5 protein-coding genes are annotated in these 7,639 nt (G+C 59.5%); all 5 read left to right on the top strand.

Annotated features, from left to right (window positions below):
• The first annotated feature begins 843 nt into the window (after positions 1–843).
• Positions 844–1,641, top strand: a complete 798-nt coding sequence (locus tag VFN25_RS11630) for a tyrosine-protein phosphatase (RefSeq protein WP_325142065.1) — start codon at positions 844–846, stop codon at positions 1,639–1,641.
• 26 nt (positions 1,642–1,667) lie between these two features.
• Positions 1,668–2,372, top strand: a complete 705-nt coding sequence (locus VFN25_RS11625) for a polysaccharide biosynthesis/export family protein (protein WP_325142063.1) — start codon at positions 1,668–1,670, stop codon at positions 2,370–2,372.
• A gap of 33 nt (positions 2,373–2,405) precedes the next feature.
• Positions 2,406–4,772 carry a GumC family protein gene (locus VFN25_RS11620; RefSeq protein ID WP_325142061.1) on the top strand — a complete coding sequence of 789 codons (2,367 nt, stop codon included), beginning with the start codon at positions 2,406–2,408 and terminating at the stop codon, positions 4,770–4,772.
• Positions 4,772–6,538 (top strand): DnaJ domain-containing protein, encoded by a 1,767-nt coding sequence (locus VFN25_RS11615; RefSeq protein WP_325142059.1) that lies wholly within the window; start codon positions 4,772–4,774, stop codon positions 6,536–6,538. Before VFN25_RS11620 ends, VFN25_RS11615 begins: the two co-directional genes overlap by 1 nt.
• The coding region (locus tag VFN25_RS11610) for a hypothetical protein (RefSeq protein WP_325142057.1) at positions 6,535–7,639 on the top strand (1,105 nt) is incomplete at its 3' end. The genes VFN25_RS11615 and VFN25_RS11610, both read left to right, overlap by 4 nt.

The following is a 7,639-nucleotide window of genomic DNA, read 5'->3' as shown; positions in this document are numbered from 1 at the left end:
GGCTTTTCACGTTAACCCAAGCCCATGCCTTGGCGTGCCGATCTCGATGAAGCAACCACCAACTGGAGAGCCGTGTGCGGGAGAACCGCACGCACGGTTCGGAGGGCGGGGAGGTGATGAGCCTTCCCGACCCCTATCGGGAAAATTTTGAGTTTCGCGTGCTATCAACCTTTAACGGTTGTTTTCCACTACGCAGCGCAAATGCATGCCTTGCACCGCGCCATGTATTTGCGTAGGTCAACAGTTCGTCGGAAGCCCAGGCCATCGTCTCGTCGGCTCTATTTTTTCGGTAGGGTCAGTACAGCCTCAGTTGCGCCGAGGCCACGGGTCCAGCGAACTCCACACGCTCGTCGCCCCTGCGGTTTTCAACAGCCGATTGGCTGGTCAGGCAGGAGGCCCAGTGACCTCCACGCGCCCGTCGCCCCTGCGGTTTTCAACAGCCGACTGGCTGGTCAGGCAGGGGTCCAGTGACCTCCACACGCTCGTCGCCCCTGCGCAGGCAGGGGCCCAGTGACCTCCACACGCTCGTCGCCCCTGCGAAGGCAGGGGCCCAGTGACTTTGCTTTGCTTTGTCTTGCGAGAGCAAAGAAACAATAGAGCGATGGGGTGCTGGGCTCCTGCCTGCTCAGGGGCGACGGGAAATTTTGAGTTTCGCGTGCTACCAACCTTTATCGGTTGTTTTCCACTACGCAGCGCAAATGCATGCCTTGCACTGCGCCATGTAGCGGCAGTGGTTGGCGAGATCCTTGCAATGCAAAAATATGTCGCAGGTCGTCGACTTTTCGGTGAGGGGGCTTGCCTTTGGTAAGCTGGTGCGCTGTATTCAAAACTTGATCCAAACCCATGTTTGATTTGCATTGCCACATGTTGCCCGGAATCGACGATGGATCAGTCGATCTGGAGATGTCGCTGGAAATGGCGCGTCTGTCAGTAGCCGATGGCGTGCATACGCTTGCGTGTACGCCGCATATCTACCCGGGGCTTTACGAAAATACGGCAGCCGGGATTCGTGCCGGTGTCGATGCTCTTCAGGCTGAGCTGGATTCACGTGATATTCCGCTGCGTCTGCTGGTTGGCGCGGATGTTCATCTTGAGCCGGGTCTGACGGAATCCATTCGCAATGGCCGTGTCCCAACCATCGGCGGAACACGCTATTTGCTGCTCGAACCGCCGCATCATGTCGCGCCGCCGCGTTTTGAGGAGTCGGTGTTCGAGCTGATGGCCGGTGGCTATATTCCCGTCATCACGCATCCTGAACGGCTTTCGTGGATCGAGGATCACTACGCGATCTTCAAGCGTCTGGTCGATCGCGGTGTATGGATGCAGCTGACGGCTGCGAGTGTTGCGGGGAAATTTGGCCGCAGGCCGTTGTACTGGTCTGAACGCATGCTCGATGAGGGCTGTGTGCATATCCTCGCCACGGATGCGCATCATCCACGGCGACGCCCGCCGATTCTCTCGGAGGGCCGTGATGCCGCCGCGAGACGTGTGGGTGAGGCTGAGGCGCACCACATGGTGGTGACCCGGCCGCAGGGAATTGTCGAAGACATTGCGCCTGAGGCGCTTCCGCCATTGCCGTGGATTTCAGCGCCTCCAAAATCATCGGGTGGTTTCTGGAAGCGTCTGATTGGCGCACAATAGCGAGATCTATGCGCGGAAGAATGCGAATGAGCGGTTTTTTACCCAGAATTCTGGCGATTTTTGTTTTGACGACCCTGCTGGCGGCATGTGCTTCAAGCCCTGCTGTGCGCAGTACGCCGACCGGGAGCGCTCTGCCGCCGCCGGACACGACCAGCGCGACAGGTGCTTACGAGGGCGGCACGGATTACCGGATTGGCGCCCAGGATTTGCTCGAAATCACCGTTTTCGGTGTACCCGATTTGAACAGGGCGGTGCGGGTCAACTCGAATGGCCAGATATCATTGCCGCTGATTGGCGGCATCCAGGCCGGTGGGCGCACGATCCCCGAGCTGGAGAAGGATATCGGTGCGAGTCTGGAGAAGACCTATCTGCAGAACCCGCAAGTAACTGTTTTTGTGAAGGAATATACAAGTCAGAGGATCACGATGCAGGGTTCGTTCAAGAAGCCCGGGATCTATTCCTTGACCGGCAAGACTACCTTGCTCCAATCCGTGGCCATTGCCGGCGGCTTTGATGATCTGGCCAAGACTGACAACGTCCTCATCTTCCGTCAGGTGGACGGCAAGAAGATGGCTGCGGTTTTTGACGTGAGTGCGATCAGTTCCGGTGCTGCGGAAGATCCTCAGGTGTATGGCGACGATATCGTGGTTGTCCCCAATTCGACACGCAAATCGGCGTTTCAGAATTTCATCAAGGCCGTGCCGGCCTTGGGCCTGTTCTTTCTGCTCTAGTGTTTGAAAGATTGCGAGGAAACGTAGATCTCCATGGATCGTGACAATCTTCCGGCAACGCCGGCTGGCGGCGGCAACAATCTGCCGGTACAAAATCGCTTTGGGCCGGACGGCATCGATCGGCGCATGCCGGTTCAGGCGGAGTCGCACTCTGTTCTGACCACATCGGTTGATGGCAGCAACCAGGATTCCGACGACGAAATCGACCTGCTTGCCTACTGGCGCATGCTGGTCAAGCGCCGTTGGCTGATTGCGGGCATTGTTGTGGTGGTGGTTGCCATCGCCCTTGTTCGAACCCTGCTGACGCCGCCCACATTCCGCGCCACCGTGACCATGCAGATCGACACCGAGAGTGTCCAGGTCATGCAGGTGCAAGGCATCACGCCCATGGGTGGCTGGGATCCTGATTTCAATCAGACCCAGTACGAGTTGCTGCAAAGCCGCTCGCTCGCCGAGCGTGTTGCCGAGGACCTCAATCTTGCCAACAGCAACATTTTCGAGCAGTTGACGCCGCCCACCTGGAGCCAGCGTCTCGGCGAGTTGCTGAATCCGGATTCACGGGTCAAGGAGTTGCCGCTGGGGCCGAAAGAACCTGAGGCCGCTGGCGACACGAACGCTGATGATGGCAGTTCTGCGCCAGATAAAAATGCTGCCGGGGATGCCTTGAAGCGATTGCGCTGGGCGACTGGCCTGGTCCAGGGCGGAATATCCGTAGATCCGATTCGCGATTCGCATCTGGTGCGGGTCAGCTACGACAGCATGTTGCCGGCCTTTTCAGCGCGCGTGGCCAATGCGGTTGCCGATGGCTTCATCGCTTCAAGCATGGACAGGCAGTTCGGTGCCTCCTCCTATGCCAAGAAATATCTCGAAGATCAGCTCGCCCAATTGAAATCACGGCTGGAGACATCCGAGCGCTCTCTGGTCGCCTTCGCGCAAAAGGAGAACATCGTTCCCAGCGCGGATGGCACCTCACTGGTTGGCCAGAACCTGGCCGACCTCAATGCTTCGAAAGCCAAGGCGCAGGAGCAACGTATTCGAGCGGAAGCCCGCTGGCAAGAGGCGAGCAAGGTCTCTGGAGCAGCGTTGCCGGCGGACATGCTGACCGATTCGATTCTGCGCACCTTGCAGCAGCAGCGCGCCCAACTGCAGGGCCAGTACCAGCAGAAACTGCAGACCTTCAAGCCGGAGTACCCGGAGATGCTCTCGCTGAAGAGCCAGATAGACGAAGTCAGCAAGCAGATCGATAACGAGCTGAAGAATATCCGTGCCTCGGTCAAGGCCGAGTACGATGCTGCGGTAAGCCAGGAAACGATGCTCGAAGCCCAGCTCGACAGCTTGCGCACGCAAACACTGGAGGCTGATGGTCGAAGCATTCAGTACAACATCCTCAAGCGTGACGTCGATACCAATCGGCAGCTCTACAACGCCTTGTTGCAACGCTACAAGGAAGTCGGCATGGCCGGTGGGGCAAAGCCAAGCAATATCTCGATCATTGATCGTGCCCAGGTGCCAATGTCACGCTTCGCGCCCAATCTATCGCGCAATCTGATGCTCGGCTTTCTGCTTGGGGTGATGCTCGGCGTCATGATTGCCCTGTTGCTGGAATACATCGACGACTCGCTGAAGTCACCACAGGACATCGAGAATCATCTGAAATTGCCGGTGCTCGGTATCATTCCGAAGCTGACCAAGCTGACCCCGCGCGAGGCGCTCAACGATCCGAGGTCCGCGTTTTCAGAAAGCTACAGATCGGTGCGTACGGCCCTGCAGTTTTCCACTGACAGCGGCGTGCCCAAGGTCCTTCTGATCACCAGCCCGGCCGCGAGTGAAGGCAAATCGACCTCGGCACTGACCCTGGCGCAGAATTTTGTCCAGCTCGGCAAGCGTGTGTTGTTGATTGAAGGTGATCTGCGCAACCCGTCACTGGCCAAGGTAACCGGCCTGATTGCCACTGACGGATTGAGCAGTCTGCTGTCCGGCGCCAAGACCTTCGATCAGGCGGTGACGAAATCGGACAACAAAAATCTCGATGTGATCCTGTCCGGTCCGCTGCCGCCAAGTCCGACCGAGCTGCTGGCTGGCTCGCGCCTGGTATCCCTGTTGCTGATTGCCGCGCAGAAGTACGACCAGATCATCATCGATGGTCCTCCGGTACTCGGCATTGCCGATGCGCCGATCCTGGCCAACGCGGCGGGCGGTACCCTGATGATTATTCGCTCCGGCACGTCGAAGATTACCTCGGCTCAAGCGGCGATCAAGCGATTGCGCGTAACCCGTGCACGCCTGATTGGCGTTCTGTTGACCCAGTACGATGCCAAGGCCAGCGGTTACGGCTATGAGTACGAGGGTTATTACGCCTACGGAGGCTCTCAGAAACTGCTTGATGGCAAGGCGCGCTAATGAGCATGGATGCCCTGGAACTGGCTTTGGCCCTGCACCAGGCACCGATTCAGAGATTTGCCCTGCGCGAACGACCGTTGCCGAAAAACCTCGGCCTTGCCATCCAGATCGCGTCCGCCTCACAGCCTCAATTGAGCGAGGCGGCTGAGAGGTTTTCGGAATCCGAAGAGACGATTCTTGAGGCCGTCCGCTTTTTTCTCCAGCAAGTCCTGTTCGAGCCGGGGACCGATGCTTATCGCATCTTCGGCGTCGCTGCCAACGCCGGCGCCCAGGAGATTCGCGAACATCATGTGTGGCTGCAGCGCTGGCTGCACCCCGATCGTCGTGGCGAGGATTGGGAGGCGGTGCTTTCAACCAAGGTCAATTGGGCCTGGCAGCAGCTGCGCAACGAAGCTTCGCGCGATGAATACGATCGAACTCGACTGGCCTCAATCAGCGAGCCGGTTTCGGGTGGCGAGCACCGATCAATCGTTCAGGCCCCCGCATGGACAGCGGAGCCGATCAACACCTCGTCGACCGGTTGGCTCAAGAAAGTTGCCATTGGCGGTCTGCTCGCTTGCTGCGCGGTATTGGTCTATCTGGCTTCGACGCGACAAGACAGAGTGGACCCCAACGGCGTGGCGATGAATGCGAAGAATTCGGACTCTTCGATTCGGCCAAGAATTCCGTTCGCGGTAGAAGCTGAGCAGCGCAAGGAGGGTGCGGCGAATGCGCGGATGCAGCCGACTCCGGTATTGGACGACGCACCGCCTGCGCCGAACGAAGGTGTCGTGAAGCTTGATGCCGATCGTGCTGTTTTGCCAATCACTGACCAGCGCAAGCCGACGAGCAATGTCACGCCTCTGGCTGAGCCGACGGCGGCAAGCAGCGCCGATGCCTCTGTGCGCAGGGCGGCGCACGATCAGGTTGCGGTATCGAATCCGGTAAACAGTGCTGAAGCGAAAGCCAAGCAGCGCGAAGCCATTGCGCCGGTGCGGCCCGTCATGACTCGGCACGCGGTTGCTGCGGCCGACAAGGAAAGATCGCAACCTCCGCCGTTGCAACACGTTGAGCCGACCAGGTCAACGCCGATCCCTCCCAGGGTCGCGCTCGTGGCGAAGGAGCCGGTCAAGCCGCGCTCACCTGCCAAGCCCACGGCCGAGCTGCCTGACGATGCGATCAAGGTAGTTGCCATCGCCTCATCGGCCGAGGCGAAAGCTTTGCCTGTCGCAGCGTTGCCGAATGCCGCCGAGCAGGGCAACACCGACGCGCGCCCCATGGCGACGCCAATCGCCGGGATGGTTCATGCTCAACTGACCGACGTATCCGAGGAGCGCCAGCAAAAGCCGCAGTCATTGGTTGCCGAGAGTGCCGATAGCGATGCCGTTCGCGCCGGCAGGCCATCGGCAAGTACCGCCGCGAAGGCGCCCGTCGTGACGGCGAGCGCACTGTCAAGATTTGAGCTCGCCCGTGATCGTGTGACCACGATGGTCAACTACTTTGGAAGTCGGGAAAATCAGATTTCGGCGTGGAGCGACAAGCAGGACCAACGCATCGTCGAGCGCGAGCGAAATGCCTTGCAGGCGCGGAATCAGGAGATTGTCATTGATCGATTCACGCTTGATCCCCCGCAATGGCGCGTCACCGACACAACCGTTGCCCTGCGCGCGAACTACCATGTGAACTCGCAAAGGATTGCCGCCGAATCGGGCAAGCTCTATCTCGATATGAGTTGGCACGAGGGAGACTGGAAGATCACCCGATTCGAAGTTGCGCCTTCGCAATGAGATTGCCGCTTCGGCTCTGCCTGTGGCTGGCAGTCATCGTATTGGCGGGGATCGCCGCCTGGCGTGTTGTCGTCGGCGGCATGTCTGATCGTCTTGCCGCCGACGAGCCTCAGCAGGCATTGGCGTGGCAGAGCAACAATCCGGATGCGTTGCTTGGACTCGCGCGCAAGCAGCTCGAACACGATGGCCCTGACGCCGCCGCACAAACCGCGCGCAGACTTTTGTCGGTCGAGCCGCTGAGAGGTGAAGGATTCGCCATTCTCGCCGAAGCCGCCCAAGCGAAAGGCGAGACATCGCAAGCCGAGCGGCTGCGAGCGATCTCGTTGCGCCGCGCCCCGCGGGATCTCAACGCGCGCGCCTGGCTGGCTGGCGAGCAACTGGCGCAGGGCCACTATTCGGAAGGGCTCACCAGCATTGACAAGATCCTGCGCCTGGCGCCAGATCAGAGCTCGCAATTGTTTCCGTTGTTGATCAAGCTGGCCGAGCGCCCCGAGTTCGCCGACGCATTGGCCACCGAGCTGGCGCGGAAACCGGCGTGGGGAAATGGGTTGATCAATGCCTTGCTGGCGAACACCGAGTCCGAGGCCAGCGGTCATGTTCTATCCGCTCTGTTGAGAAAGGAAGGTCTGAGCAACGCCGACTTTGGCAAGTGGATTGATCGTTTGGCCAGCCACGGTGCCTGGGGCGAAGCCTATGCGCGCTGGGCCGGCAAGATCGTTTTGGGCAAAGACCGCCGTCTGGCCAATGTCTACAACGGCGGATTCGAAACGGCACCCAGCGGGATCGGGTTTGACTGGCGCATGGCAAGCTCGGCGGGCGTCATCGTTGAGCGCAGCGCAGGAGCAGGAGTCAGCGGCCACTCTGCCGTCAAAGTGACCTTTCTTGGCCGCCGCGTGCAGACTATTCCTCTGAGTCAATGGCTGATGCTGGGGCCTGGCACGTATCGACTGCACTTTCGAGCGCAAGCGCAGGATTTGCGTTCGGATCGGGGCATTCAATGGAACATCCTTTGCCAGGGTTCCGGCGCTGAACTGGTTGCTTCAGAGCGTCTGAATGGAAGCTTCGACTGGATAGACGAAGAAGTCGAATTCAAAGTCCCGG

It is taken from the genome of Dokdonella sp., assembly GCF_035703485.1.
In the GTDB taxonomy this organism is placed as follows: Bacteria; Pseudomonadota; Gammaproteobacteria; order Xanthomonadales; family Rhodanobacteraceae; genus Dokdonella.
This window is presented reverse-complemented; position numbering and strand designations above follow the sequence as displayed.

Bases quoted from the DNA above. Each gene is read 5' to 3' on its own strand.
- VFN25_RS11630 (WP_325142065.1), top strand. From the start codon at position 844: ATGTTTGATTTGCATTGCCACATGTTGCCCGGAATCGACGATGGATCA.
- VFN25_RS11625 (WP_325142063.1), top strand. From the start codon at position 1,668: ATGAGCGGTTTTTTACCCAGAATTCTGGCGATTTTTGTTTTGACGACC.
- VFN25_RS11620 (WP_325142061.1), top strand. From the start codon at position 2,406: ATGGATCGTGACAATCTTCCGGCAACGCCGGCTGGCGGCGGCAACAAT.
- VFN25_RS11615 (WP_325142059.1), top strand. From the start codon at position 4,772: ATGAGCATGGATGCCCTGGAACTGGCTTTGGCCCTGCACCAGGCACCG.